This is a genomic window from Streptomyces sp. NPDC096323 (genome assembly GCF_040302845.1).
In the GTDB taxonomy this organism is placed as follows: domain Bacteria; phylum Actinomycetota; class Actinomycetes; order Streptomycetales; family Streptomycetaceae; genus Streptomyces.
Genome location: NZ_JBEOSI010000021.1, coordinates 1 through 23170, shown reverse-complemented (window position 1 = coordinate 23170; position 23170 = coordinate 1). Strand labels below are relative to the sequence as shown.

23 protein-coding genes and 1 pseudogene are annotated in these 23170 nt (G+C 70.3%); 14 read left to right on the top strand and 10 right to left on the bottom strand.

Annotated elements, in window-relative coordinates:
- Positions 1-200: 200 nt before the first annotated feature.
- The gene (locus ABTX18_RS35400) at positions 201-1127 is read right to left on the bottom strand and encodes a quinone oxidoreductase family protein (protein ID WP_352126909.1); all 927 of its coding nucleotides are present in this window, start codon (positions 1125-1127) and stop codon (positions 201-203) included.
- A 90-nt stretch (positions 1128-1217) separates the two neighbouring features.
- Positions 1218-1430: a hypothetical protein gene (locus ABTX18_RS35395; RefSeq protein ID WP_352126908.1), complete on the bottom strand. Its 213-nt coding sequence runs from the start codon at positions 1428-1430 to the stop codon at positions 1218-1220.
- 166 nt (positions 1431-1596) lie between these two features.
- Here ABTX18_RS35395 and ABTX18_RS35390 point away from each other — a divergent pair, with 166 nt between their 5' ends.
- Positions 1597-2223, top strand: coding sequence for an alpha-ketoglutarate-dependent dioxygenase AlkB (locus ABTX18_RS35390; RefSeq protein WP_352126907.1), 627 nt, complete (start codon positions 1597-1599; stop codon positions 2221-2223).
- A gap of 36 nt (positions 2224-2259) precedes the next feature.
- Here ABTX18_RS35390 and ABTX18_RS35385 read toward each other — a convergent pair whose 3' ends face one another.
- Positions 2260-2760: a metallophosphoesterase family protein gene (locus tag ABTX18_RS35385; RefSeq protein WP_352126918.1), complete on the bottom strand. Its 501-nt coding sequence runs from the start codon at positions 2758-2760 to the stop codon at positions 2260-2262.
- Positions 2761-2999: 239 nt separating this feature from the next.
- Here ABTX18_RS35385 and ABTX18_RS35380 point away from each other — a divergent pair, with 239 nt between their 5' ends.
- Entirely contained in the window at positions 3000-3413 is a 414-nt protein-coding gene (locus ABTX18_RS35380) for an SRPBCC family protein (RefSeq protein WP_352126906.1), read from the top strand.
- 37 nt (positions 3414-3450) lie between these two features.
- Here the strand turns inward: ABTX18_RS35380 and ABTX18_RS35375 are convergent, their stop codons facing one another.
- The gene (locus tag ABTX18_RS35375; RefSeq protein ID WP_352126905.1) at positions 3451-3885 is read right to left on the bottom strand and encodes a nuclear transport factor 2 family protein; all 435 of its coding nucleotides are present in this window, start codon (positions 3883-3885) and stop codon (positions 3451-3453) included.
- A gap of 180 nt (positions 3886-4065) precedes the next feature.
- Here ABTX18_RS35375 and ABTX18_RS35370 point away from each other — a divergent pair, with 180 nt between their 5' ends.
- The 3 genes from ABTX18_RS35370 to ABTX18_RS35360 all read left to right on the top strand — a co-directional run bounded on the left by ABTX18_RS35370 (position 4066) and on the right by ABTX18_RS35360 (position 7834).
- Complete coding sequence (locus tag ABTX18_RS35370) at positions 4066-4965, top strand: MmyB family transcriptional regulator (protein WP_352126904.1); 900 nt, start codon at positions 4066-4068, stop codon at positions 4963-4965.
- A gap of 149 nt (positions 4966-5114) precedes the next feature.
- Positions 5115-6581 carry an aminotransferase class I/II-fold pyridoxal phosphate-dependent enzyme gene (locus tag ABTX18_RS35365; protein WP_352126903.1) on the top strand — a complete coding sequence of 489 codons (1467 nt, stop codon included), beginning with the start codon at positions 5115-5117 and terminating at the stop codon, positions 6579-6581.
- Between the two features lie 5 nt (positions 6582-6586).
- A complete protein-coding gene (locus ABTX18_RS35360; RefSeq protein WP_352126902.1) occupies positions 6587-7834 on the top strand; it encodes an amidohydrolase in 1248 nt (415 codons plus the stop codon).
- A gap of 55 nt (positions 7835-7889) precedes the next feature.
- On the opposite strand, the gene ABTX18_RS35355 is transcribed toward ABTX18_RS35360, so the two are convergent.
- From ABTX18_RS35355 to ABTX18_RS35345, 3 genes are all read right to left on the bottom strand, one after another.
- On the bottom strand, positions 7890-8468 hold the full coding sequence (locus ABTX18_RS35355; RefSeq protein WP_352126901.1) for a GNAT family N-acetyltransferase: 579 nt from the start codon (positions 8466-8468) through the stop codon (positions 7890-7892).
- Between the two features lie 109 nt (positions 8469-8577).
- Positions 8578-10203, bottom strand: coding sequence for an amidohydrolase (locus ABTX18_RS35350; RefSeq protein WP_352126900.1), 1626 nt, complete (start codon positions 10201-10203; stop codon positions 8578-8580).
- Between the two features lie 24 nt (positions 10204-10227).
- Entirely contained in the window at positions 10228-10929 is a 702-nt protein-coding gene (locus tag ABTX18_RS35345; RefSeq protein ID WP_352126899.1) for a TetR/AcrR family transcriptional regulator, read from the bottom strand.
- A gap of 68 nt (positions 10930-10997) precedes the next feature.
- On the opposite strand from ABTX18_RS35345, the gene ABTX18_RS35340 reads away from it, so the two are divergent.
- The 4 genes from ABTX18_RS35340 (at position 10998) to ABTX18_RS35325 (ending at position 14984) form a co-directional block, all read left to right on the top strand.
- Positions 10998-12455 (top strand): purine-cytosine permease family protein, encoded by a 1458-nt coding sequence (locus ABTX18_RS35340; RefSeq protein WP_352126898.1) that lies wholly within the window; start codon positions 10998-11000, stop codon positions 12453-12455.
- Positions 12456-13043: 588 nt separating this feature from the next.
- Positions 13044-13979 (top strand): PP2C family protein-serine/threonine phosphatase, encoded by a 936-nt coding sequence (locus ABTX18_RS35335; protein WP_352126897.1) that lies wholly within the window; start codon positions 13044-13046, stop codon positions 13977-13979.
- Between the two features lie 120 nt (positions 13980-14099).
- Positions 14100-14528 carry an Hsp20/alpha crystallin family protein gene (locus tag ABTX18_RS35330; RefSeq protein WP_352126896.1) on the top strand — a complete coding sequence of 143 codons (429 nt, stop codon included), beginning with the start codon at positions 14100-14102 and terminating at the stop codon, positions 14526-14528.
- A 60-nt stretch (positions 14529-14588) separates the two neighbouring features.
- The gene (locus tag ABTX18_RS35325; protein ID WP_352126895.1) at positions 14589-14984 is read left to right on the top strand and encodes a DUF2267 domain-containing protein; all 396 of its coding nucleotides are present in this window, start codon (positions 14589-14591) and stop codon (positions 14982-14984) included.
- A 111-nt stretch (positions 14985-15095) separates the two neighbouring features.
- Here ABTX18_RS35325 and ABTX18_RS35320 read toward each other — a convergent pair whose 3' ends face one another.
- Positions 15096-15299: a cold-shock protein gene (locus tag ABTX18_RS35320; protein ID WP_136326933.1), complete on the bottom strand. Its 204-nt coding sequence runs from the start codon at positions 15297-15299 to the stop codon at positions 15096-15098.
- A gap of 416 nt (positions 15300-15715) precedes the next feature.
- Here ABTX18_RS35320 and ABTX18_RS35315 point away from each other — a divergent pair, with 416 nt between their 5' ends.
- The 3 genes from ABTX18_RS35315 to ABTX18_RS35305 all read left to right on the top strand — a co-directional run bounded on the left by ABTX18_RS35315 (position 15716) and on the right by ABTX18_RS35305 (position 17961).
- On the top strand, positions 15716-17032 hold the full coding sequence (locus ABTX18_RS35315; protein WP_352126894.1) for a zinc-dependent alcohol dehydrogenase: 1317 nt from the start codon (positions 15716-15718) through the stop codon (positions 17030-17032).
- A 226-nt stretch (positions 17033-17258) separates the two neighbouring features.
- Positions 17259-17705, top strand: coding sequence for a DUF2795 domain-containing protein (locus ABTX18_RS35310; protein ID WP_352126893.1), 447 nt, complete (start codon positions 17259-17261; stop codon positions 17703-17705).
- A 61-nt stretch (positions 17706-17766) separates the two neighbouring features.
- Positions 17767-17961 carry a DUF2795 domain-containing protein gene (locus ABTX18_RS35305; protein WP_352126892.1) on the top strand — a complete coding sequence of 65 codons (195 nt, stop codon included), beginning with the start codon at positions 17767-17769 and terminating at the stop codon, positions 17959-17961.
- A 191-nt stretch (positions 17962-18152) separates the two neighbouring features.
- On the opposite strand, the gene ABTX18_RS35300 is transcribed toward ABTX18_RS35305, so the two are convergent.
- Complete coding sequence (locus ABTX18_RS35300) at positions 18153-19709, bottom strand: alpha-L-arabinofuranosidase B (protein ID WP_352126891.1); 1557 nt, start codon at positions 19707-19709, stop codon at positions 18153-18155.
- 887 nt (positions 19710-20596) lie between these two features.
- Here ABTX18_RS35300 and ABTX18_RS35295 point away from each other — a divergent pair.
- Positions 20597-21607 (top strand): arabinan endo-1,5-alpha-L-arabinosidase, encoded by a 1011-nt coding sequence (locus ABTX18_RS35295; RefSeq protein WP_352126889.1) that lies wholly within the window; start codon positions 20597-20599, stop codon positions 21605-21607.
- A gap of 437 nt (positions 21608-22044) precedes the next feature.
- Complete coding sequence (locus ABTX18_RS35290) at positions 22045-22650, top strand: dihydrofolate reductase family protein (protein WP_352126888.1); 606 nt, start codon at positions 22045-22047, stop codon at positions 22648-22650.
- Here the strand turns inward: ABTX18_RS35290 and ABTX18_RS35285 are convergent.
- A pseudogene (locus ABTX18_RS35285) lies at positions 22603-22905 on the bottom strand (carbohydrate-binding protein); the annotation flags it as partial. The gene ABTX18_RS35290 and the pseudogene ABTX18_RS35285 overlap by 48 nt on opposite strands.
- Between the last annotated feature and the right edge of the window lie 265 nt (positions 22906-23170).

Sequence of the window (23170 nt, the reverse complement as noted above, 5' to 3'; positions counted from 1 at the left end):
GTTGCTTTCTGGCGGAGAACTACCCCCGTGTCACGCCCTCCTCCGGCTCCTGCGCGCGAGGCGGAGGTCGAAGAGACCCGCGTCTCCGTCGATCTGCGCAGAGTCCGCCTGCGCGCCGTCGCCGTCGGTCGTGAGACGCCAGGAACGGTCCGGGGCGATTGCGCCCCCGGAGGACGCCGTGTCCCTGCAACCGGAGGGCGTCAGGGCACGAAGACCAGGCGCTCGCCGGTGTTTTCGGTCCATGCCTGCCCGATCTGGGCGAGCGGCACGGCACGGGCCTGGATGTCGAGGGCGCCCTCGGTCACCGCTTGTGCCAGCTCGGGCAGTTCGGCGATGAATTCACCGGGGGAGACCGAGCCGATGCCGCTGCCCACGATCTGCAACTGGGCCGCACGCAGTGCGGCGGAAGGGATCGGGGCGGACGCGCCCGCCATGGAGCCGATCTGAATCCAGGTCAGCGGGGCCGAGCGGTCGGCGCGGGCCGTCAGCATCGGCAGCATGGCGTCGGCGGCGGGAGCGCCCCACACGAAGTCGAGAACGACGTCGACGTCGGCTGCCGCGGCGATTTCGTCGAAGGTGAGCGCCAGGTCCGCGCCGAGGCCGGGCAGAGTCTTGAGGCGGGTGGTGTCCCGCCCGGCGGCGAAGACCTGCGCTGCGCCGAACCGCTTGGCGATCTGTACGGCCATGCGTCCGGCGCTGCCGGTGGCGCCGAGGATGAGGACGCGCTGCCCCTCGCGGAAGGCGATGCGGCGGCGCAGGGCGACCCATGAGGACATGCCCGGATTCATCGCGGCGGCGATCCGGACGGGATCCACGTGGTCGGGCAGGACGACGCTTCGGCGCGCGTCGATCACGGTGCGCTCGGCGAAGGTGCCGAGGTCCGTGTCGTCGAGGACCGCGTAACGCAGGCGGCCGGAGGAGTCGCGCACCACGCCGTCGACGCCGGGCACCAGCGGAAAGGCCCCGGTGGCGGAGTAGTGGGTGCCGTTCGCCTTGGACCGGGTCAGGTGGTGCAGACCCGCCGCCAGGACGTCCACGACCATCTCGTGCTCGCCCTTGGCCACGGGGTCGGGGTGTTGGCCGCAGACGGGCGGTGCGTCGTATGTCGTGATGACCGCAGCATGCATGAGGGACTCCCGAGTTGGTTTGTATTACCAACAACAATGTTATGGGTAATGCAAACAATGTCAAGGGGTGGGCGGTCCTCCGGGTGGGCACTAGTCGGGCAGTGGTACGCGGATGACTGGGTTGAAGGGGCGTTTGTTGAAGCCGCTGCGTACGTTGCGGCAGCTCGGCGCCTTGCACATCAGGAACTCATCGACGTTCTTCCGGCCGGTGCGGTCCTTGAGCCATGCCTTCTCGTTCCCGGTAAGGGGACGGTGAGGCTCGTCGGAGTCGCAGGTGTAACAGAACTTGACGCGGGATGGCACGACACCTCCTGGGGGCCGGTGGACAAGCCGGGCCTGGATCCTATGAGGGCGCATGGCGCCTCCAATAGGGGCCGATCGGGGCCCCTCCTGGATGGCGGCGACCCGGGCGGACGGGGCCGGTCAGGCGAAGGGAACGTATGTTCGATGCGCGAGGTAGGCTTGCCTCATGTCCCAATTTCTCCAGGGTTCGCTGTTCGACCAGGCGGACCGGCCTCAGCTGGGCCGTCTCACCGGGCTGCGCAGGACAGTCCTCGGTGACGGGGCATGGATCGACGTGCTGGCCGGCTGGCTGAGCGGCGCCGACGAGCTCTTCACCGAGCTCGCCGCCGACGTGCCCTGGCGTGCGGAGCGCCGGCAGATGTACGACCGGACGGTCGACGTGCCCCGGCTGCTCGCCTTCTACCGGGCCGAGGACGCGTTGCCGAGTCCCGTACTGGACGAGGCCCGCGACGCGCTGTCCACCCACTACGGCGACGAACTGGGCGAGCCCTTCACCACGGCGGGCCTGTGCTACTACCGTGACGGGCGCGACAGCGTCGCCTGGCACGGCGACGTGAACGGCCGCAGTTCCTATCAGGACACGATGGTCGCCATCCTCTCCCTCGGCGCCCCGCGCGATCTGCTCCTGCGCCCGTGCCGCGGTGGCGACACGGTGCGCCGGCCGCTGGGCCACGGCGACCTGATCGTCATGGGCGGCTCGTGCCAGCGCACCTGGCAGCACGCGATCCCCAAGACCGCCCACGCCCGGGGGCCACGCATCAGCGTTCAGTTCCGCCCTCACGGTGTGCGCTGACGCCGGATCCCCGGGTCAGGCCCCCGCGAGGAGTGCTCACCGCCTCGGCAGGCGGTGCAGGACCGCCTCGCCGAGCACCCCTCGCGTCACCGTGCACGTCATGTACGTGCAGTACGGCTGCCGTCGGCGGTCCGTCGGCGACCCCGGGTTCAGCAGGCGCAGTCCCCCCGGCGCCTCGGTGTCCCACGGGATGTGGCTGTGGCCGAAAACCAGGACATCCAGGTCCGGGAAGAGCGTGGCGCAGCGCTCCTCCCGCCCGCGGGCCGCCCCTGTCTCGTGGACGACGCCGAACCGCAGGCCGCCCAGCCGGACGCGGGCCACCTCGGGCAGACGAGCCCGCAGTTCCGGGCCGTCGTTGTTGCCGTACACGCCGACCAGGCGGCGCGCACGTCCCTCCAGCAGTTCAAGGGTGGCCACGTCGACCCAGTCCCCGGCATGGACGACCACGTCCGCCCGTTCCACCTCGGCCAGCAGCACGTCGGGAAGCCGCCTGGCACGCAGGGGCACATGGGTGTCCGAAACGAGCAGCAGCCGCACGAGAGCGTCCGTCGCCGTCCCGGTCGAGTCGTCGCCCATCCGCCTGCCCTTTCCTCGGGTCCGCCCGGTCTACCTCCCGCAGGCGTCGCTCCGGGGGAGGGCGCCCGCCCCGGCGTGGCGGCCGCCGCCGGCGCTCCCCCGCTCGTGCGAACGGGTGGAACTTCGAGGCTGCGGCTTCGGATCCGGCGGGCCGGGCATTCGTTCGGTCGTATATCTCCGAGCCGAGAAACGGTGGCGCGATGACCGAGTACGAACGTTCACGCACGATGCCCGCCCTGCCGGAGCACGTCTTCGGCCAAGCCGCCGACGTCGACCAGCTGGAGGCCTGGATGCCGCAGGGCCTGCACGTGCATGCCGAGGACCCGCCCGCCGTCACCGTGCACGAGGACCGCACCCATGAGGACGTGTCCGCCCTGCTGCGAGCCCGGCCCGACCAGATGCGGCTCGAATGGGGCACCCGCGACCAAGGGAGCTACACCGGTTGGCTCCAGGTCGCGGGCATCGGCAGCGGAGCAAGTGAGGTGACGGTGCACCTGTCCTTCTTCGACGAGAGCCACGACCCGGGCGAGCAGGCGGTGCGGGGCGCCCTCGACAGCAGCCTCCAGCGGCTGGAGGAACAGGTGCGGCTGCGCGCCGACAACGCGGGCGGCTGACCAGCGGCCACCCGGCGCTGCGTCACGCACCCCGGGTTCAGAGGGTGCCCGCCTCGGCGCGAGCATAGAAGGCGGCGAGTTCGTCGGGGTTCTTGGTGTAGACGTCGATCTTGCACACCATCCCGTCCTCGACCCGGTGGATCTCCACCATGGTCAGCGGGAACTTCTCACCGGTGGTGTGGGCGGTGAGCGTTCCGGTGAGCGTTCCCACGACGCCGGCCGGGCCCTCGAACACCTCGGCGTCGGCGATCGCGACATCGGCGTAGCCCATCATCGCGCCCAGGACCGACTGCACGAACACCTCGCGGCCCCGGTGCACGCCGCCGTACGGGAGCTGGTTCGGCTCATCGACGATCACATCGGGGGCGAGTCGGGCCAGGAGGCCCGGCACATCGCCCTTGCCCATCGCCTCGTACAGCCCTCGTACGACATCCGCGGGGCGCTCGGTCACGGTCGCGGTCTGCTTGCTCATCCTGTGTGTCCTCAGTGCTCAGGTGCTGCCGGCCGGGGCGCGTACGTCCTCACGGGGCCGGACCCCGGTGGACCGGGGCAGGCACCAGACAACGCGAGTCGGGCATGCCGGGGGAGTCCTTGCTGTGAGGGGTACTGGCAGGGACCCCTACGTGTCGTATCTCCCGCCTACCCTGGCCCCATGGACAACCGGGACGCAGTCAGCGCATTCCTTCGCTCGCGACGGGACAGGATCACCCCGGAGCAGGCAGGGCTTCCGACGTACGGTCAGCGCCGGGTTCCCGGACTGCGCAGGGGAGAGGTCGCCACGCTCGCCGGGGTGAGCGTCGAGTACTACACGCGCCTGGAGCGCGGCACCCTCCAAGGGGTCTCCGACAGCGTGCTGGCCGCCCTCGCCCACGCCCTGCGGCTCGACGACACCGAAAGCACGTACCTCTACGACCTCGCGCGGGCCGCCGGGCCGGTGCCCCGGACACGGGCCCCCCGGCAGGCGGTCCGGCCTGCGGTGCGGCCGAGTGTGGCGCGGATCGTCGACGGCATGCCGGACCTTCCGGCGTACGTGATGAACAACCGCCTCGATGCCCTGGCCGCCAATCCGCTGGGCCGGGCCCTGTATTCGGAGATGTACGCCGACCCGGCCTGTGGGACGAACGTCGCCAGGTTCGCCTTCTTCAGCCCCGCGGCCAGGCGGTTCTACACCGACTGGGAGCGCATGGCCCGTTTCGCCGTGGGCGCGCTGCGCATCGCGGCGGGGAAAAGTCCTGACGACCGGGAGCTGTCGAACCTGATCGGTGAACTGGCCACCCGCAGTGACGCCTTCCGCGTGATGTGGGGATCCCAGGACGTCCACGCCTTCCGTGACAGCACCAAACGCCTCAACCATCCGCTCGTTGGCGAACTGGAACTCGATCAGGAGACGCTGAGCCTGCCGGACGAAAGCGGCCTGAGCGTCGTCGTCTACAGCGCGCCCCCCGACACCGCCGCCGAGGACGGCCTGAAGCTGCTCGCCAGCTGGTCCGCCACGACCGGACAGGATCACGACGCGCGATCCACGGGCAATCCGCCGCCCCGGCAGGCCTGACGCCGACCGCGTCCGGAGGCGGCACCCTCACTGCCCAGGAACCGGCCGGGACCGCAAGCCCGCCCGCCTGCCGGGTGAACAGCGGGCCGGACGGGCGAAGAGTCGTGCAATCCCGTTTTGGCACGACCCCACGGGGGACCGACCTCTCCATGGACCACTCGAAGGCACCGGTACTGGAAGCGCTCGAGGCTTATCACGCCGAGCGACAGACGCCCTTCACCCCTCCTGGGCACAAGCAGGGACGGGGTGCGGATCCGCGCGTCCGTGCCGTGCTGGGAGACGCAGTCTTCCGCTCCGACGTCCTCGCCGTCAGCGGGCTCGACGACCGTACGTCCTCGCACGGCATCCTCGCCGAGGCCCAGGCGCTGATGGCGGACGCCGTCGACGCCGAGCACACCTTCTTCTCCACGTGTGGAAGCTCCCTCTCGGTCAAGGCGGCCATGCTCTCGGTCGCGGGCCCGCACGAGACCCTGCTCGTCGGCAGGGACGCGCACAAGTCGGTGATCTCGGGGCTCATCATCTCCGGGGTCCGCCCGGTCTGGGTCGATCCGCGGTGGGACGCCGGCCTGCATCTCACGCACCCACCGGCCGTCGAGTCCTTCCGCGCCGCGTTCCGCGAAAATCCGGAGGCCAGAGGGGCGCTGGTCACCAGCCCCACTCCGTACGGCACCTGCGCCGATCTCGCCGCCATCGCCGCCGTCTGTCACGAGCACGGCAAACCCCTGATCGCCGACGAGGCCTGGGGCGCGCACCTGCCGTTCCATCCCGATCTGCCGGCGTGGGGCATGGATGCCGGTGCTGACGTGTGCGTCACCTCCGTACACAAAATGGGCTCCGGGCTGGAGCAGAGTTCCGTGTTCCATCTGCGGGGCGACCTGGTCGACCCCCACGTGCTCAGCTCCCGCGAAGACCTGCTCGGCACGACGAGCCCCTCCAGCCTCGTCTACGCCGCCCTCGACGGCTGGCGGCGGCAGATGGTGGAACACGGACGCGCTCTGTACGACGACGCTCTGGCCCTGGTCGCCGGTGTACGGGAGCGGATCGCCGCGATCGACGGCATGCACGTGCACGGCCGCGACGACTTCTGCGGGCCGGGACGTGCTTCGGACATGGACCCGCTCCAGGTCATCGTGGACATCACGGGGCTCGGCGTCTCCGGGTACAACGCGGCCGACTGGATCCGTGAGCATCACCGCGTCGATCTGCACCTCAGCGATCACCGCCGCATCAGTGCGCAGTTCTCCCACGCCGACGACGAGCAGTCGGCCGAACGGCTGCTCGCCGCCTTCGAGGATCTCGCCCGGCACGCCGAGGAGCTGCGGCCCGCACCCGACATCCACGTCCCGGGCCCCGACGGGCTGCGGCTCGACCAGGTCATGCTTCCGCGCGACGCCTTCTTCGGCCCCACCGAGCAGGTGCCGTGGCGCGAGGCGGCCGGCCGCGTCGCCGCCGAGATGCTGACCCCGTATCCGCCGGGCATCCCCGCGGCGCTGCCCGGCGAACGGCTGTCCCGGGACGTCCTGGACTACCTGCGCAGCGGGGTCGACGCCGGCATGGTGGTCCCGGACGCGGTGGACGGCGAGGTGCGGAGCGTGCGCGTCGCCGTGGAGGAGTGAGGACGATGCCGGAAGACCGAGGACCGTACGGGTCCGGCGGGCCGGACACGTACGGTCTTCCCGCTCTCCACGGCCGGATCACCCGCCAGGTGACGGCCCGGGCGTCCCGGTTGTGGGACATCGCGCTCGCCCTGCACCGCGACCCCGAACTCGCCTACGAGGAACATGCCGCAGCAGGGCTGCTCTCCGGCGAGCTCGAGCGCGCCGGTTTCGCCGTGGAGCGGGGGACCGCGGACCTGCCCACCGCGTTCGTCGCGCAGGCAGGCGCCGGAACCCGGCCCCGAGTGGCGCTGCTGATGGAGTACGACGCACTGCCCGGACTGGGGCACGCCTGCGGGCACAACCTGATCGCCGCCGCCGGACTCGGCGCCGCTCTGGCCCTGAACGGCGCCCTCCGTGAGGATCCGGAATCCGGCCGTCCCGGCACGGTCATGGCCGTGGGGACCCCGGCCGAGGAGAGCGGCGGCGGCAAGGTCGCCCTGGTGGGAGCCGGAGCGTTCGACGAGGCCGACGCCGCCCTGATGTTCCATCCCGGCGTCAACGACTGGGTGTGGGCACCGCTGACGGCGCAGCTCCAGGTGCGCACCGTCTTCCACGGGCGCGCCGCGCACCCCACGGGCAGTCCGACCGAGGGCATCGACGCCCTTGCCGCCCTCATCCGGATGTTCGGCTCGCTCGATGTGCTGCAGCGGCGACTCCCGCCCGGCTCCCACGTCCAGGGCATCATCACGGACGGCGGCCGTGCGACGAACATCGTGCCGGAGCGCGCGGAGGGCCTCTTCGGCCTCCGCGCGGCGACGACGAGTGCCCTGGACGCACTGGTCACAGAGGTCGTGCGGTGCGCGGAGGGCACCGCCACCGCTACCGGCACCAGGGCGGAGTCGTCACGGGTCACCGCCGGCTACCACCACTTCCGCGACAACGACGTGCTGTCCGGACGGTTCGCCCAGCACCTCCGGGAGACCGGCATCGACCTCCGGGAACCGACGCCCGGTGTCTTCCTGGGCTCGTCCGACATCGGCGACGTGAGCGCGGTCGTTCCCGCCATCCACCCCTTCGTGGCCATCCTCGGCCCCGAACACTCCGACCACACACCGGAGTTCGCCACTGCCGCGGCCGGCGAGCGGGCGCGTCGGGTGATGCTCGCGTCGGCCCGCGCCCTGGCCTGCACCGCCGCGGACATCCTCCGGGATCCGGCGCTCGCCGACCGGGCGTGGGAGCGGCAGCGCGAGAAGGCAGCCGCCGAGACGTGACCGGTCCGTCCCGGCCCAGGCGAGTGCGAGCTCAACGAGGTGCCGGGGCACCCGCTTACAGAGGATGCGGAACGTCCCCGGCCGCGAGGGGGCGGCCGTGAGCCTCCCGGCGGGCGATCCGGTACAGCACGCACGGGCGAAGCGGCCCCTCGGACACGCTCGGATCCTCGAAGTCGTCGGCCGGGTCGCGGGTCATGCCGATCCGGCGCATCACCGCCTGGGAGCGAAGGTTGCCGACGGTCGTCGAAGCGACCACTTCCGGCAGCCCGAGCGTCTCGAAGCCGAACGTCAGGCAGGCCAGGGCGGCCTCGGTGGCGTAACCATGACCCCACGCCGAACGCGCCAGACGCCAGCCGACATCCACCCCGGTGAACGGCATGTCCCCGTCCACCTCGTCCAGGCCGGCGCGACCGAGGAACTCACCGGTCCGGCGTGCTTCGATCGCCCACCACCCGAAACCCCGCTCGTCGAACGCGGCCCGCATGCCCGCCGCCACGGCATCGCTCTGCTCCCGCGACAGCAACGGTCCCAGGTGCTCCCGCACGTCGGGATCGGCGTTCATTGCCGCCCACGGTTCGAGGTCGGACTCCCGCCACCGGCGGAGCAGAAGACGATCGGTGCGCAGCTCTGGCATACCGTCCATCCAACCCGGCCGGGATCAGGGTGTCGATCGGTTATGCCGGTCCCGGGGAGTCACGGGTGACGGCTCCGCGCCCGGAGACACGGCACGGAGCCGCCGCCGCTCAGACGCTCGCAGCCCGGTGGGTGGGCCGGCCGTCGAGGACCGTGAGCAGCACGGGCAGGTCCGCCAGGGCGGTGGCGGCCGTGGTGAGCGGGTTGCCGGCGAAGGCCGTCAGGTCGGCGCGGTAACCGACGGCGATCCGGCCCGCCTCGCGTTCCTCACCCGCCGCCCATGCGGCGTTGACGGTCATGCCCTGCAGAGCTTCCAGCGGGGTGAGCGCCTGGTCGGGGCCGTGCGGAGGCAGCGTGACATCGCGCGTCGGGCGCCGGTGGCGGGCTCCGGCCATGACACCGAGCGGGGGGTAGGGAGCGATGGGCCAGTCGGAGCCGAGGACGACGGTGGCGCCGGAGTTCCACAGGTCGCGGCAGCGCCAGGCGCGATCAGCGCGTTCCTGGCCCAGGCGGCGGGACCAGTTGTCGGTGTGGTCGGCCCGGGTGAAGTCGCAGCAGTGGGTGGGCTGCATGGAGGCGGCGACGCCCAGTTCGGCGAAGCGGCGCAGGGTGTCGTCGGGGACGGTCTCGATGTGCTCGACACGGTGCCGTACCCCGCGTCCGTCCTCGGCCTGCGCCTTCTCCACGGCGTCGAGGACGTGCCGGACGGCGGCGTCACCGATCGCGTGGGTCGCGGTGGGCACACCGGCCCGGTGGAGCTCGCCGATGATCTTCGTGTAGACGGCGGGGTCGGGCCAGAAGGCGTGCGTGGACTCGCCGTGGTGGTCGGGGCGTTCCAGCCAGGCGGTGCCATTGTCGATCGTGCCGTCCATGAAGATCTTGATGCCTTCGGTGCGCCACAACTTCCCACCGGTGCCCTGCTGTTCGATGAGGGCCCGCAGTTCGTCGGCGTCGGTGCCGGGCTGGCACCAGGGGGCGACGCGGAGCCGGAGCGGGAGGTCGCCGGCGGCGTCCAGTTCGGCGTAGAAGGCGAGGCTGTCGCCGCCCGCGTCCATCACGTGGCCGCCGGTGAGGCCGACGGCGGCCATGGCGCGCAGGGCGGCGGCGAGTCGGTCGCGGCGTTCCGTGCGGGTGGGCTGTGGGGCGACGCGTTCCACGATTTCGCAGGCGGCGTCCTCCAGGAGGAGCCCGGTGGGCCGTCCCCGGTCGTCGCACACCACCTGGGCGGAGGCCTGCGCGAAGGTGCGCGGCCCGTCGACGCCGGCCAGTTGCAGGGCGCGGCGGCTGGCCAGCATGGAGTGGGCGTCGAAGAGCAGCAGAAGGGCCGGGACACCGTCGAGGACGGCGTCGAAGGGGGCGACCTCGACCGGCAGGTCGCCGAACACGTTCGGGTCCAGGCCCCAGCCGTGCAGCCATGCCCCGGGCGCGAGCGAGCGCACCTCTTCGGCCAGTGCCTCGCGCACGCCCTCGACGTCGGTGCAGTGCGACAGGTCCAGTCCGTGGGTCAGTTCCGCGCCGGTGACCGGGTGGACATGCCCGTCGACCAGCCCCGGAGTCACGGTGGCTCCCTTGAGGTCGATGACCGTGGTCGAGGCGTCCGCGAGCGCGCGGATCTCGTGGTCGTCGCCGAGAGCGGTGATCCGCCCTCCGGCCGCGGCGAGGGCGGTCTGCGGGAGGAAGCTTCCGGAGACGGGGTCGAGCAGACCGGCCGAGAGCAGGACGAGAGAGGTACGCACGGGGGAACTCCTAGGAGGGGCGGGTCAGTTCGAGGTGGCGTCGGTGGCGTCGGTGGCGTCGGTGGCGTCGGTGGCGTCGGTGGCGTCGGTGGTAGTGGCGCCGGTGCTCAGGGCTCCTGGCGGCAGGCCCAGTTCGCGTTCTGCCGTCAGGACGGCCATCTGCGCGATCTCGGGCGGCCGGTCCGCGTCGGCGGTGTTGGCGTGGGCGCCGAGACCGTCGATGACGACGAGGATCTGCATGGCCGCCACCGCAGCGTCGCGGCTGCGGAACTCGCCCAGCGCCACGCCGTCGCGGATGAGCTCTTTGAGCCGGCCGCGCCAAGCGCTCTCCTGCGCGGCGACGCGGTCACGCAGGAGGGGGCGGTACCGGCTGAGATGCCGGGCGTTGAGCCAGAGCCGGCTTATGTCGTCGTACGCCGTGCCTGTCGCCAGGGAGAAGAACCGGGCCAGGTGCCGGGTCGGGGTGGCGTCTGCACGGTCGGCCGGAAGGAGGCTGTCCAGCTCACCTCCGGCCGCGTCACCGTACGCCTCCGCGACGAGGTCCTCCACGGCCGGGAAGTAGTGGCTGATCAGCCCCGGCCGCACGCCCAGCTCCTCGGCGATGCGCCGGAGCGTGATGCACTCCAGCCCTTCCCGTAGAGCGACCATCGAGGCCGCGACAACGATTTCCGCACGTCTTGCGGCGGGAGATCTACGGATTCGCTTGTGCGAGACGCTTGACGGCATGGAATCGATGCTATTGAGTTTGCGACCAATAAACAACCAGGTGGGTACGCAGCATCCGGAGGAGCCCGATGGCAGCCACGATTCCCGACCCGCAACCAGGCCCACACCCTGCGGACGAGGCGGTACGGTCCCGCCCGGACCGGGCCGGTCGCACCGAGGTCCACGGCATCGACCACATCGCCGACGACGAGCGCCACGGCCGCCCGCGACAGTTGTTCTCCATCTGGGCGGCGGCGAACGTCAACTACCTCAGCCTCGTCACCGGCGGCGCCCTGGTCCTCATGGGGCTGAGCCTCCGGCAGGCCCTCGCGGTCATCGTGGTGGGCAATCTCTTCTGGCTGCTCACCGGACTCCTCGCCGTCTCCGGCCCGGCCGCGGGCGCACCGAGCGAGGTGATCACCCGTGCGATGTACGGAGTCCTCGGGAACCGGGTGAACAACGCGATCGTCGGCTGGCTGATCTCCGTCTGCTACTTCGCCCTCAACCTGGCCGCGGCCGCGACCGTCGCGTTCTCCCTGGTGGAGAAGGCGGGCATCACCGCGAACACCGGTGTCCAGATCGCCGTCGTGGTGGTCATCGCCACCCTCACCCTGGCCATCGGCGTCTACGGCCACGGCCTGATCACCAGGCTGTACCTGCCGATCACCCTCGTCCTGATGGCGGTCTTCGCCGTGGCCGCCGTCCCGGTGCTCGGGCACACCGACTTCGGCTACACCCCGGACGAGCCGCTGAGCGGCGTCGGTCTCTGGTCGGTCCTCGTCGCCGGCGTGGCCCTCATCGGCTCCGGACCGCTGTCCTACACCACGAGCGCCGACTTCTCGCGCTACCTGCCCCGCACGACGTCCGCGAAGTCCGTCCTCGGCTGGACAGCCCTGGGCGGCTTCGTGCCGAGCGTCATCGTCTGCTCCCTCGGAGCATGCGCCGCGACCGCGGTCGACATGAGCGACCCCCAGACCGGCCTCGAGAAGATCCTGCCGGCCTGGTTCTTCCCGCTCTTCCTGCTGGCCCTGGTCCTCGGCACGATCGCCATCAACGCTCTGACCTCCTACAGCGCCGGACTCGCCCTGCAGGCGGTCGGCATACGCATCCGCCGCACCCGCAGCGTGCTCGTCGACGGAGTCGCCGCAGTCTCCCTCACCCTCTACGGGCTGCTCATCTCCAATTTCCTCGACACCGTGAGCAACGTCCTCCAGCTCACCGTCGTGCTCCTCGGCCCCTCCATGGCCGTCTACGCCACGGACATCGTGCTGCGCCGCAACCGCTACAACGGCCCCGCACTCATGAACGAGACACCGGCCGGCTCCTTCTGGTACACCGCCGGGGTCAATCCCGCGGGAGCGCTCGCACTGGCGGCCGGCGTCGCGGCGGCCGCCCTGTGCGTCAACACCCTCTATACGGGTCCGGTCGCCGAGGCCCTCGGCGGCGTGGACCTGGCGCTGCCCGTCGGCATCGTCGTCGCCTCGGGGCTCTACGCGCTCCTCATGCGGGCCTTCGGCAACCTGCCCGCTCCACAGGGCCAGGCCTGAACGCAGCCGTGACACGGCCGACGGGCCGAGGCACGGCAGGAATCATCGCCATGGCGGGTACAGCCGCCGCGCGCCCGGTGCCGGTCCCCGGTCGCGCGGCGGCGCCGTCGTCAGGGCTGTTCCGACACCGGGGCGCCGAGCCGCCGGCGACTGCTTCACCCTGGGGGAGCACCCTGGTCGTCAGCGCGGGAGCGGAGCCGGGACCTCCGCGCGAAGTGAAGGGCTCCGCCTTCACCCGGGCGGGTTGCCGGACGGATTCGGGACACGTGCCGAATGGAGTCCCGGTCGTGACCACCGCTTCCAGCATCACGCGGATGCTCACCGCACTGCTGAGAACCAGCCGCACCGCGCCCCTGGAACAGCTTCCCGCACTCGTCGCCCGGCACACCGAAGCCGCGGGCCTGCCCGGGGCGCGGTTCTACGTCGCCGACATCCAGCAGGACGTGCTGCGCGAGGTGACCGGGCGCGGCCTGGACGCAGCTGAGGGCGGGCACGAACTCCGCGTCGACGGCACGCCGGCCGGCAGAGCCTTCCAGAGCGTCCGTCCCGTACCGGTCAAGGGCCGGACGCGGTGCTGGTTGCCGGGTGATGGACGGCACCGAACGTCTCGGCGTGCTGTGCATCGAGCTTCCGTGGACCCGGACATCGGCCGAGGCAATGCTGGCCCTGGCGGACCTCGTGGGACTGTTGCTGGTCAGCAAGCGAAACCACAGCGACTCCTACGCCCGCCTGACCCGCAGGCAGCCCATGACCATCGCGGCCGAGATGCAGTGGTCGCTGATGCCGCCCACTACATTCTCGAACAGACAAGTGACCATCGGCGCCATGATGGAGCCGGCCTACCAGAGCGTCGGGGACGCCTTCGACTACGCCGAAGCCGGTGACGTCGCACATTTGGCGATCTTCGATGCGATGGGCCACGACACCGCTGCCGGACTGACCGCCAACCTGGCCGTTGCCGCGTGTCGCAGCCGGCGCCGGCGCAACGGCACCTTGCAGGAAGCCGCTGCCACCATCGAACAGGCTCTAGGTGAACAGTTCGCCCAGACCCGCTACGCCACCGGCATCCTGGCCGACCTGAACACCGCGACGGGCGAGCTGACCTGGCTCAACTGCGGCCACCACCCGCCGGTCCTGACCCGTAACGGCAGGCCGCTCAACTTGGACTGTCCGCCGGCCGCCCCGCTGGGCACGGGACTGGGCATCGAGCCCGTCCTGTGCCGCGACCAGCTGGAAGAAGACGACAGGTTCCTGCTGTACACCGACGGCATCACCGAGGCCCGCGACGCGAGCAGCCAGGAATTCGGTCTGGACCGCTTCACGGACTTCGTCATCCGACACCAGGCCGATGGCCTTCCCGTCCCCGAAACCCGGCGCCGCCTCGTCCACGCCGTCCTCGACTACCACAGGGGCGCCCTCCAGGACGATGCCACGGTTGTGTTCTGCGAGTGGCACGGCACTGCCTACCGCCGGCTTCAGGACCCGGGACCGGACGATCCGGGCGTCATGGAAAACGCCTGCTGAGACGGCTCTGACCAGCACCGAACCCGAGGTTGAGCGTCTCTTGTCAGGTTTTCCCCATCGAGGTATACCGGTGTTGTCGTCATGTGCATCCCGCCATCGTTCGGGAGAGGAGTGACAGAGATGCTCATGCGTACCGACCCGTTCCGGGAACTCGACCGCCTCACGCAGCAGGTTCTCGGCACCGCCGCGCGGCCGGCTGCCATGCCGATGGATGCCTTCCGTGACGGCGACCGCTTCACGGTCGAGCTGGACCTGCCCGGCGTGGACCCGCAGTCCATCGACCTCGATGTCGAGCAGAACGTACTGACGGTCAAGGCCGTACGGCATCCGTCCGCCGGCCAGGACGCGGACGTCCTGATCGCCGAACGGCCGACCGGAGTCTTCAGCCGCCAGCTCTTCCTGGGCGAGACGCTGGATACCGAACGCATCGACGCAACCTACGAAGCGGGCGTGCTCCGACTGCGGATCCCGGTCGCCGAACAGGCCAGACCCCGCAAGATCGCCATCAGCGGCGCCGACTCCTCCACGAAGCGGATCAGCGGCAGTTGAACCCGGCCGGCCGGCCGGCACGGGGGCCGCACCCACGGCCCCCCGAACTCTGGAGGACGCATGCCGATGCGATGGGACGCATTCCTCACGGCGGTGCAGGACCGCGGAGACTACGCTTCGCCCCACGAGGCCGAGCGGGCGAGCCGCGTAGTGCTGGGGCTGCTGGGCGCCCACTTGGTGGGCGACGTGCGGGCAGAGCTCGCCGCCCGGCTGCCCGAAACGTTTTCGCTCGTGCTGCTCAACCCGCTCCAAGCACATGAACCGCTCCCGCCCGAGCGATTCATCCGGGCCACCGCGGCATGGATCGAGGGAGCCACCGAGCGGACGGCGACCTGGGATGTCAGCGCGGTCCTCAGCGTCGTGGCCGACTGCGCGGGAGAGGACCTGATGAGGCGAATCCTGCTCCAACTCCCGCCCGGCTACGACGTGCTCTTCGGCCACCCACAGCTCACCTGAGCCAACGAGCAGTCGCAGCGGCTCCGTGCCGGCGCAAAGAGCCCGCCCGGCGAACGTTCGTGACGGACTTCGTTCCGGCGAACGTTAGGGGGCGGGCTCCGTTACGGGCGGTCAGGCGGGCGTGATGTTCTCCGCCTGGGGACCCTTGGGGCCCTGGGTGACGTCGAAGTTCACCTTCTGGCCCTCCTGGAGCTCACGGAAGCCCTGGGCGGCGATGTTGGAGTAGTGGGCGAAGACGTCGGGTCCGCCGCCGTCCTGCTCGATGAAGCCGAAGCCCTTTTCCGCGTTGAACCACTTGACGGTTCCGCTGGCCATTTCTGTCCTCCAAGGCGACTCGAAACCGGCCCCGCACCGTGCGGGGACCGGAGGTGATCGTCCTGGCCCCTGCAAGACTCTGAACAGCGCGGCCGCCCATGAGAGACGTCTCATGGGCGACGGATACTGCGGAACCATGACAACTGGCCATGACGCTAACCGGGACATCCCCGCCACCGCGAGAAGGCACAGGTGGGAGCGGGAACGAATCCTCCGTTCGGCGGCGTGGCCCTGTGGTCCGCCTGCCTCCCCGGCCCTCGGCGCGAGCCTCCGGACGGGGAGCACACGGGTTCCGTTTGAAGGCCTCCGGATCAACGCGCAGGGTTGGGTCATAGGTACTTCGTACGTGGCACCGGCCGGTCGGCCGCTCGGTCGTCACGCGGGGACGGAGCGGACAGAGGAAGGGTGACCAGGCCATGAAGGCCGTTGTGTGGCACGCGCTGGGAGACATACGACTGGACGATGTGCCGGAGCCGGAGATCAAGGACCCGTACGACGCGATCGTGCGGATCACGACGTCCGCCATCTGCGGGACCGACCTGCACTTCGTCCGGGGGACCATGCCTGGAATGCAGGAGGGCCGCATTCTCGGGCACGAGGCCGTCGGCGTCGTGACGGACATCGGCTCGGGCGTGCGCAACCTGCGCGCCGGTGACCGGGTCGTGGTGCCGTCCACGGTGGCGTGCGGAACATGCAGCTACTGCCGGGCCGGCTACTACGCGCAGTGCGACAACGCCAACCCGCAGGGCCGCCGGGCGGGCACGGTGTTCTTCGGCGGCCCGGAAGCCGCCGGTGGGCTGGACGGGCTCCAGGCGGAGTACGCCCGCGTTCCGTTCGCGCATGTCGGCCTCGTTCCGCTGCCGGACACGGTCGACGACGCCCAGGCCATCCTGCTGTCCGACATCTACCCCACGGCGTGGTTCGGGGCCCGTCTCGCCGAGGTCGGCGCGGGTGACACCGTCGTGATCGTGGGCGCGGGACCGGTCGGACAGGCCGCCGTCGGATGCGCCCGCCTGCAGGGAGCCGGGCGGATCATCATCGTCGACGGCCTCGCCGACCGGCTGGAGCTGGCCCGGAGACAGCACGCGGAAACGGTCGACTTCAACAGCGAGGACCCGGTCGAGGCAGTCCTGGAGCTGACCGGCGGAATCGGGGCGGACCGCGTGATCGAGGCCGTGGGCGTGGACGCGCAGCGGCCCTCCCGCGGTCCGGCCGCCGACGCGGTGCGCGAGCAGGCCGAGCAGTTCGACCGCGAACGCGACGAGGCGGCACCCGAACAGGCCCCGGACGGGCGGACATGGGTGCCCGGCGACGCACCGACGCTGGCCGCCCGCTGGGCTGTGCAGATGGCCGCGAAGGCAGGGACGATCGGCACCATCGGGGTCTATCCACCGCAGGTGCAGCACTACCCGTTCGGCGCGGCCTTCATGAAGAACCTCACGCTCAAACTCGGCAACTGCAACCACCGCCGCTACGTGCCCGACCTGGTCTCCATGGTCGCCGCCGGCCGTCTCGACCCCACTCCGCTGATCACCCGCTGGGTCGGCACCGAGGACGCGATCGACGCCTACCGCGCTTTCGACCGGCGGGAAGCGGGCTGGACGAAGGTGACGCTCGGGGTGGCGGGCGACGGTTCGATCGCGCCGGGTCTCGGGGAGGCGGCCGGCACCGGTGCGGCGACCACCGCGGGCACGCAGGGCACTGGGGGCGACGAACCAGGTGAGCGACGGTGACCGGCCCGACCAAGTGGCACCGCGGCGCAGCGATGCGCAGAGTGGAGAAGGGCGACTCCGTCTCCGTACGCGAGGATGACGGACCGCCACGCCCGGCCGCGGGGGCATCACACGCGACGCCGGAGCCAAGGCGGACACCGACATCCAGGCCAGGGCGTCAACGTGCTGCTGCGCCGAACCTGCCGTGACGCCCACACGCACCAGCGGAAAGCGTGAGGTGAGGACCATGCAACGAGGCAGCCAACCGGTCGGTCCGCGCAAGGACGACGAGATGAAGCACGAACTGGAGGGCTACCTCCGGTCCGGACAGCACACGCACGTGGAGGAGGGCAACGACCCGGAACCTCCGGCGGACGACGACATCCAGGTCGACGCAAGCGGACCGGTACCCCCACCCGGCGCCGAACGCGACCGGGCCGAGGCGTACGCCGACATGGAGTCGTTGCGCCTGGAAATGGCGCGCCACCTGGAGCGGACCGCCTTCCCGGCGGACCGGCAGACGGTGCTGGACGTCCTGCGGGGACACCATGCGCCGGACACCGTTCATCGAGGCCGCGCGGCGGCTGCCGGACGACGGTACGTACGCGAACGTCACGGAGGTTGTCGTAGCCGTCACCGGAGACCGTCGCCAGGCGGAGTGACACAACGCCGAGCCCGGACCGTCCGGTTCTGATCATGTCCATGATCCGTACCTGCGGATCACGTCACATCACGAAGAAGCAAGGAGACGCCCCGTGGCGGACATCAGCCCGATCGACGTGCAGAAGGCGCTCAAGGGCGCCGAGTATCCCGCCAGCAGGGATGACCTGGTCTCGCTGGCCCAGAACAACGGCGCGGACGACACTCTCGTCCAGAAACTCGGTGACGCTCCGGCGGACCGGTTCGACGGACCGAACGAGGTCCAGAAGGCTGTGTTCGACAACTCCTAGCGTGACCGGATTCCGAGGCCCGTTCCCCACCGGAGGGGCCCCAAGGGCGAACGAACCGAGAACACGGACTGACCTGAGTGGATCGCGCCACGGCCGCTGCCCCGGGGCGGCGGCCGTCTTCGCGCAGGTGACCCACTCCCCGGCAGGACGTCGGGAGGTGGGCCGCCCGGTGAGGCCGGTGGCGCGTGGAGTTACGGCGTCCAGGGCTGGCTGACGGCCCAGCTCACGTCGTTGGCCCAGGAGTTGGCGTTGTCGAATGCATTGGTTCCGCCGTTGCTCGCGATGTAGACGGTGTTGTTGTAGTGGCGCAGGAAGCGGTCGGGGTAGTTGTACGAGGCGAACGAGGTCCCCTGGCCGTTCTTGCCGGCTTGCGGGCAGAAGGTGGCGTCGGCGCGGAATACGGCGCTGCCGTCCATGGGCTGGCGGTGGAGCTGGAAGGCGGAGTGCCGCAGGAAGTCACCGGGGAAGTTGCGGGACTCGAACGACACGCAGGAGGCGTTGGCCAGGCCGCGTCGTGCGATCCAGGAACCGTCGCTCTTGTCCAGTGCGGGGCTGCCGGAGCCGATGACGGAGGTGGCGGCGTTGTTGAGCTGGTGGCGGATGTAGCGGTCTGTGTAGCCGGGAGTGGTGGACCGCAGGGAGACCGTGGAGCCGGGGGCCAGGCTGCCGGACGCGACCGGGCTGGGAGCGCCGTAGCCGACGGCGGTGATGCCGGCCTGCACGGCGTTGTCGGCGGCGTCGCTGGGCAGACCGGCGGTCATGACGCCTTCGAAGAAGCTGCCGATGGAGCCGTTGCTGTTGTCGCCGCCGGTTCCCAGAACGATGCCGCCTTCCTGGTGCATCGGGGAGTATCCGCTCCGTGTGGGTTCCGGTCCGGCATAACGGGTGGTCAGGCCGCCGCTCTGGGCGTTGCCGTCCTTGAGTGCGAAGTAGTTCTGCCCGTTGTTCTTCAGCAGGGCGGTCACGAACGGGTTGCTGTTGCCGGTGTTGGCGGCGTTCTTGCTGTAACCGGCGTCGGACTGGAAGAGGCCGTTCTCCAGGTCCGCCTGCACCCACGGGCCCGAGCCGCTGCACGGCGAGAACCAGCACTCCGTACCGAAGTTGATCGCGTCCATATGGCCGTTGCCCGTGTCGTAGTTGGTGATCTCGGTGTTGCCGTAGTCGAAGCAGCACCGGTCGTTCACATGCGTACCGGAGGTGACCATGTACATGCCCTCGGGCTGGCCGTTGGTGGCGACGCCGGAGGTCGTGTTGTCCCGGTATCCCATCTGCCCCGAGAAGGACAGCCCGTACACCTGGTGGCCGCCCGCCGTCACCGGCAACGCGTCCGCCGGGACACCGGTATCCTGGCCGCCCGCGCCCCCCGGGCCCTCGACGGTCAGGTCGTTGTGGCGCGGCGACTGGTCGAAGATCACGGTGACGATGCACGTCGTGCCGGCGCAGAAGCTGTCCTGCGCCGCCGCGTTCGCGAATCCACCGGCCGTCAGCAGCCCGATATTCGCCTTACGCCCGTCGGAAGCACGCTGCACCTCGTACAGCGGCCCGCTGTACGAGGAGTACAGCGCTCGCGTGCTGCTATGGGCGGCGACACACGGGGTCCCGGCCGCCGCGTAGATGTCGCACGGCAATGAACTCGCCGCCTGCGACGGGCCCGCGGTACCGGCCAGTACGCCGGTCACCAGCAGGAGGACGGCACCCACCGCGAGCAGGACTCTTCGCAGCGGCAGCATCAGTGAGTGAGCCTTCATGGGACCTCTTCCGTTGTGGGGGAGCCGCGCCGGACACCCGTCTGACGGGCACGATGACCGGCGGAACCCGGCCGGGCAGGACCGCGGAGCAGGAAGCCTTTCGGCAAGCAGGATTGTTAGCGCTAACAATCCACCGCGCCGACGAACCTCTGTTTCCACCTGCACTCCGCAGGTTCTGGAGGCTGAACGGCTTTGACTATGGGGCGACTTGAGGGACACGTCAAGGTATCTCGCACGGTCGGCCGCACCTGCCGCGCCCACTATGTGAGCGTGCGCCGAAAGACGTCAATGGGGTGGCGTCCGTACCTGCTGAGTGGCGCGCCAGGCTTGTCATGCCTCCGTCCGCAGGCGGTCATGCCGCCGAGCCCAGCGACAGCTGCCCGCACCGAACAGGCCTCCCGCACGGCACGGCCACACACTCTTCCAACGCCTTCAGGGGCGCTTCTCTACCCAGCTGACCAGCCCAAGCATGCGGAATGGCAGCTTCGGCGCGCCCTGGCGCACTGTGCCGTCGGCCGCGGCGCAGGTCTGGCTGCAGCCCTGCAGATGCCGGGCGCCTTGGCCGGACGAGCGGTGCCGTCCTTGCTCTTGACACGGACCGGTGGGCCTCGCCACGCTCGGGAGCGCTAACAATTCCCGCTGCTTCGCCCTTGAGTCGCGTCCCCCCACCTACGCCGCGCCGACCTGGGAGTGCGAGTCCTCGTGCGCCTCGACCTGCCGTCATCCGCTGGACCGCCGGCGCCGGCCCACCCAGTCCCGAGCTGCGAGACAGGGAGAGCGCGGCCCGCTCCCCTGCGCGCCCGCCCCGCGACAAGCTCGCCCTCCTCGACCGGGGCAGTCCGAAGCCGTCCGGCCGCATCCATTTCATCCGACGAAGGAGACATCGCATGTCAAGACACTTGCGAAGGAGTCCAGCCGCCCCTGCCCGCCGCCGGCCGGTCAGCGCGCTGCTGGTCGCAGCCCTGGTGACCGTCCTGCTCGGCGCCCTCGCGCAGTTCCCGTCAGCCGCCGCGGCCGCGTACGTAGGCCCCGGGGTCATCACCGGTGACACCGGTGTGCACGACCCGTCCATGGTCAAGCGGCCCAACGGCGGCTACCTGGTGGCCTACACCGGCGACAACATCGGCCTGAAGACCTCCCCGGACCGCACCGCCTTCCGCAACACCGGTTCCGCGTTCCCCGGCGGCGCGCCGTGGACGTACGCCTACACCAACAACGGGCGCAGCCTGTGGGCGCCGGACCTCTCGTACCACAACGGCCAGTACTACATGTACTACGCGGCCTCGACCTTCGGCTCCAACCACTCCGCGATCTTCCTGGCCACCAGCCCCAGCGGCGACCCCGGCACCTGGACCAACCGCGGCCTGGTCATCTCCTCGCAGAGCACGGACAACTTCAACGCCATCGACCCGAACCTCGTTGTGGACGCCCAGGGCCGCTGGTGGCTGGACTTCGGATCCTTCTGGTCCGGCATCAAAATGATCGCCATCAACCCCTCATCGGGCTTGCGCGCCGACACCTCGATCCGCTCCATCGCCGGCCGCAACGGCGGTCCCATCGAGGCGCCGTACATCTTCCGCCACGGCAACTACTACTACCAGTACGTGTCGTTCGACTACTGCTGCCAGGGCGCGTCCAGCACCTACCGCATCATGGTCGGCCGCTCCACGTCCGTCACCGGGCCCTTCACCGATCGCAACGGAGTGGCGATGACCGCCGGCGGCGGCACCGAGATCCTGGCCGGCCACGGCAGCATCCACGGGCCCGGCGGTCAGAGCATCTTGGCCGACACCGACCACGACATCCTCAACTACCACTACTACGCCGACAACGGCACCCCGCTCCTGGGCATCAACTGGATCGGCTACGACTCCGCCGGCTGGCCCTACGTCTACTGACCGATCGAGAACGCGCCCCGCACCGGCCCACGACCGGCGCGGGGCACCTGCTCCAACCGAGCCGGCCTCCACGACGGCGGACGTCGGCCCGGCTTCTCTGCTCCACCGAATCCTCCTTCACCTACGGCTTACGCCCCGGTGGCTTCCTACGTCCACGCAGGGCGTCCGGGAACGGCGCGAGACATCCGCCACGCTTTCCTCGGCCTCGCTACCGGCTGCGACCAGGCCGGAGGCCGGACTCGGCGCGCCCGCACCGAACAGCGGGGGATCGGCTGAAATTGTTTCCCGGACGCTTCCCGGCCGAACTGAGGCCGAAGCCCCGGGGCCGAGCAGGGGGAGTCGCCAGGGAGCGAGTCACCGCGATCAGGTGTCCGAGGAGTTCCGCCGATGAGTTTCGGGCGGTCGCGAGGTCTATCTGTCGAGGAAGGGAGCGCACCATGCGCGAGATCATTGTTTGCACGTTCCTGACGCTGGACGGCGTCATGCAGGCGCCCGGCGGACCGGACGAGGATGCCGAGAGCGGATTCGACCATGGCGGCTGGCAGAAACCGGTCGCCGACGACGAGGTCGGCTCGGCCATCGCCGGCTGGTACGAGGCTTCCGACGCGATGCTGCTGGGCCGCAAGACGTACGAGATCTTCGCGTCGTACTGGCCGACCGCCGATCCCGGCAATCCGTTCACGGAACGGATGAACAGCATGCACAAGTACGTGGCCTCCCGGACCCTTGGCTCCGTCGAGTGGCAGAACTCCACGCTGCTGGAGGGAGAAGTCGTTGATGCCGTACGTGAGCTGAAGGCGTCCGACGGGGGCAACATCAACGTCATCGGCAGCGGCGACCTCGCCCAGACCCTGATGCGGCACGGTCTCGTCGACGAGTACCGGCTGACCATCCATCCGGTGATCATCGGCACCGGCAAGCGGCTGTTCGCCGAGGGGGCGATCCCCACTGCCCTCGAGCCGGTCAGCGTTTCGACGACCAAGTGCGGCACCATCGTCGCCGTCTACCGGCCGAACGGCACGCCCAGCCATGACAGCTACTAGTCGGGGACGCCGAGGGCTGCCGCCCGCTCCCGCGGAGGAGACCCGCGCCGTGAACCTGGCGGTGTTTCCGGGGGCGTAGGGCTTGAAGGAGATCCAGTCGCCGTTCTCGATGTAGCCGACGGTCTTGCCGCTGTGGACAGGGCCGTGGGCGGTGACCTGCACACCGGACGAGTCACCGTAGTGCTCGGCCTGCCGGTGGCTGGGCTGGGCGATGCGCTGGTCGTGGGTGGTCGGCGCGGGCTGACCGTTCGCACCTGTGGTGACCGCAACTTGGACTGGCTCGCCACCATGCATCTGATCTGACCCGACGTGGGAGCCTCCCGTGAAACGGAGACCCACCACGCCGCGACAGCGCCCACGGGCTGCGTCGACGGAAGGCCGAGGGGAGCGCTCTCTTGGGTCGGACAAGGTGCTGTGGTCAGGCATCCTTGTGAGGGGCCGTACTGTCCCGGACCACGAGGGTGGTCGCCAGCTCGACCCGGCGGCTCTCCAGTTCCTCACCCTCGATCAGTCTGAGCAG

What these genes read in the sequence shown, in the direction of transcription:
- ABTX18_RS35400 (WP_352126909.1), bottom strand. Translation starts at nt 1,127, where the DNA reads ATGCATGCTGCGGTCATCACGACATACGACGCACCGCCCGTCTGCGGC.
- ABTX18_RS35390 (WP_352126907.1), top strand. Translation starts at nt 1,597, where the DNA reads ATGTCCCAATTTCTCCAGGGTTCGCTGTTCGACCAGGCGGACCGGCCT.
- ABTX18_RS35380 (WP_352126906.1), top strand. Translation starts at nt 3,000, where the DNA reads ATGACCGAGTACGAACGTTCACGCACGATGCCCGCCCTGCCGGAGCAC.
- ABTX18_RS35375 (WP_352126905.1), bottom strand. Translation starts at nt 3,885, where the DNA reads ATGAGCAAGCAGACCGCGACCGTGACCGAGCGCCCCGCGGATGTCGTA.
- ABTX18_RS35370 (WP_352126904.1), top strand. Translation starts at nt 4,066, where the DNA reads ATGGACAACCGGGACGCAGTCAGCGCATTCCTTCGCTCGCGACGGGAC.
- ABTX18_RS35365 (WP_352126903.1), top strand. Translation starts at nt 5,115, where the DNA reads ATGGACCACTCGAAGGCACCGGTACTGGAAGCGCTCGAGGCTTATCAC.
- ABTX18_RS35360 (WP_352126902.1), top strand. Translation starts at nt 6,587, where the DNA reads ATGCCGGAAGACCGAGGACCGTACGGGTCCGGCGGGCCGGACACGTAC.
- ABTX18_RS35355 (WP_352126901.1), bottom strand. Translation starts at nt 8,468, where the DNA reads ATGCCAGAGCTGCGCACCGATCGTCTTCTGCTCCGCCGGTGGCGGGAG.
- ABTX18_RS35345 (WP_352126899.1), bottom strand. Translation starts at nt 10,929, where the DNA reads ATGCCGTCAAGCGTCTCGCACAAGCGAATCCGTAGATCTCCCGCCGCA.
- ABTX18_RS35340 (WP_352126898.1), top strand. Translation starts at nt 10,998, where the DNA reads ATGGCAGCCACGATTCCCGACCCGCAACCAGGCCCACACCCTGCGGAC.
- ABTX18_RS35335 (WP_352126897.1), top strand. Translation starts at nt 13,044, where the DNA reads ATGGACGGCACCGAACGTCTCGGCGTGCTGTGCATCGAGCTTCCGTGG.
- ABTX18_RS35330 (WP_352126896.1), top strand. Translation starts at nt 14,100, where the DNA reads ATGCTCATGCGTACCGACCCGTTCCGGGAACTCGACCGCCTCACGCAG.
- ABTX18_RS35325 (WP_352126895.1), top strand. Translation starts at nt 14,589, where the DNA reads ATGCCGATGCGATGGGACGCATTCCTCACGGCGGTGCAGGACCGCGGA.
- ABTX18_RS35320 (WP_136326933.1), bottom strand. Translation starts at nt 15,299, where the DNA reads ATGGCCAGCGGAACCGTCAAGTGGTTCAACGCGGAAAAGGGCTTCGGC.
- ABTX18_RS35315 (WP_352126894.1), top strand. Translation starts at nt 15,716, where the DNA reads ATGAAGGCCGTTGTGTGGCACGCGCTGGGAGACATACGACTGGACGAT.
- ABTX18_RS35310 (WP_352126893.1), top strand. Translation starts at nt 17,259, where the DNA reads ATGCAACGAGGCAGCCAACCGGTCGGTCCGCGCAAGGACGACGAGATG.
- ABTX18_RS35300 (WP_352126891.1), bottom strand. Translation starts at nt 19,709, where the DNA reads ATGAAGGCTCACTCACTGATGCTGCCGCTGCGAAGAGTCCTGCTCGCG.
- ABTX18_RS35295 (WP_352126889.1), top strand. Translation starts at nt 20,597, where the DNA reads ATGTCAAGACACTTGCGAAGGAGTCCAGCCGCCCCTGCCCGCCGCCGG.
- ABTX18_RS35290 (WP_352126888.1), top strand. Translation starts at nt 22,045, where the DNA reads ATGCGCGAGATCATTGTTTGCACGTTCCTGACGCTGGACGGCGTCATG.